At 61.6% G+C, this 1,776-nt stretch carries 1 pseudogene; it reads right to left on the bottom strand.

The features are described 5' to 3' along the window. Positions 1 to 320 precede the first annotated feature (320 nt). Positions 321 to 1,675, bottom strand: a pseudogene (ltrA, locus tag GY769_07570) (group II intron reverse transcriptase/maturase). Positions 1,676 to 1,776: the final 101 nt, after the last annotated feature.

Below are 1,776 nucleotides of genomic sequence, written 5' to 3'. Positions count from 1 at the left end.
TGGCATCTTCGTCTCTGTACACGGATTCAGTGCTAACGTACTCGAAACAATCTTGCTAGGGAAAGCGATCAAGACCGTTTTTGTAGACGGCGAGGATCTCGTCTTGGTCTTGGAGGGTCAAGTCTCCTTTCGAGGCATGATCGACGCGAAGGTGAAGGCGGCGCAAACCAAAGGACGTGTCTATGTGCATCCTATCTCTGGCGCTAAGAAGCAGAACGTGGCATAATCGGGTAGCCGGGGGCATCTAGCCCCCGGCCCCCACACCACCCAGCATGCGGGTCCGCACTGGGCGGTTCACGATGATGGAGCACACGATAATCTCAAGCGTAGCCATGGGCTTTCATCCACAGATCGCGGACGCTGATCAGCCCCTGGCTTCGAAGCCATTTGTTCGTCATCCCGGTCTGGGTCGCCAAGGTCTTCGACAAGTGCCAGTAGCTTTTGCGACTGATCGCCGTGAAGATCGCTTGGCGGCGACTGGTCCCCAGAGCGAGCAAGTGGCGGACCTTCGTGCGTGCCCGGCGCCACTGTTTCCAGTAGCACATACGGATTCGCCTTCGGATCCACTTGTCGATTTCGGGAACAGGTCGGTAGTAGTCCGAAATGCCGTAGTAGTTCATCCAACCTCGAACGTACTGCGCGAGCTTGTAGAGTCGGTAGTCCATCGATACGCCCCAGCTGCGTCCGGTCAATCGCCGGACTCTGTGCTTGAACTTCTCGAAGGATTTGTCGGACCAACGCAGCTTGCTCCCTCGGAAAGTGAACCCGAGAAAGACCACTTCGTTGAGGCCGCAGACCCGACTCTTCGACTCGTTGACCTTCAGCCTCAGCTGGGAGGTCAAGTACCGAGTGATGCTGGCTTTGACCCGGTCGCCGGCTCTTCGGCTACGGACGACGATCAGAAGATCGTCGGCGTAGCGTGCGAATCGGTGCCCGCGCCGTTCCAGCTCTCGGTCGAGGTCGTCCAACAGGATGTTGGCGAGCAGCGGAGAAAGCGGCGAGCCTTGAGAGGCTCCTCTCTCCGTCGCATGGATGTGGTCCCCAATCCGAACGCCGGCGCGCAGGAAGCGCCCGATGAGAGCCAGCAGACGCCGGTCTCTCACCTTGCGGGCGACGCGAGCCATGAGCACGTCGTGCGAGATCTCGTCGAAACACTTCTCGAGATCCAAATCCACGACGACTCGGTAGCCCTCGCCGGCGAAGCGCTGAACCTGCCGAACAGCTCCGTGCGCACTGCGTCCGGGACGAAAGCCGAAGCTCGACTCGGAGAACCCCGGGTCGAAGATCGGCGTGAGGACCTGCTGGATGGCTTGCGCGATCGGCGATCGAGAACGGTCGGTATCCCGAGCAGGCGAACCCCTCGGCCCATGGGCTTCGGGATCTCCACCCGCCGCACAGGTTGCGGCTGGTAGCTGCCGTCCAGCAAGGCTTGACGGATGGCGGGCCAGTGCTCCCGCGCGAAGGCCACAAAGTCGTCGACGGTCATGCCGTCCACGCCCGGGGCACCCCGGTTGGCCTTCACCTGTTCCCAGGCACGGCGCAGGTTGTTCCGGTCCATCACCCGTCGCATCAGACTCCCGTGCAAGGCTGGCTGCGTGGACGCACGCCGCATCCCGGCTCCTCCGGGCGGACTCATCACCGAATGCGAGCTCTCCACGACTCCTCCTTGTCTCATCGTGTTCTGGCCTTCAGCACCCGGCCCCGGTGGGGTAAGATGCCTACTATGCCGTCTGCTGACTTCTGCTCGATCACGCCAGGGGTTGCCCCCAGTCGCGC

Source organism: bacterium (genome assembly GCA_024224155.1).
In the GTDB taxonomy this organism is placed as follows: domain Bacteria; phylum Acidobacteriota; class Thermoanaerobaculia; order Multivoradales; family JAHEKO01; genus CALZIK01.
Note: the sequence above shows the minus strand (reverse complement) of the source record. Positions and strands in the feature narration are given on the sequence as shown.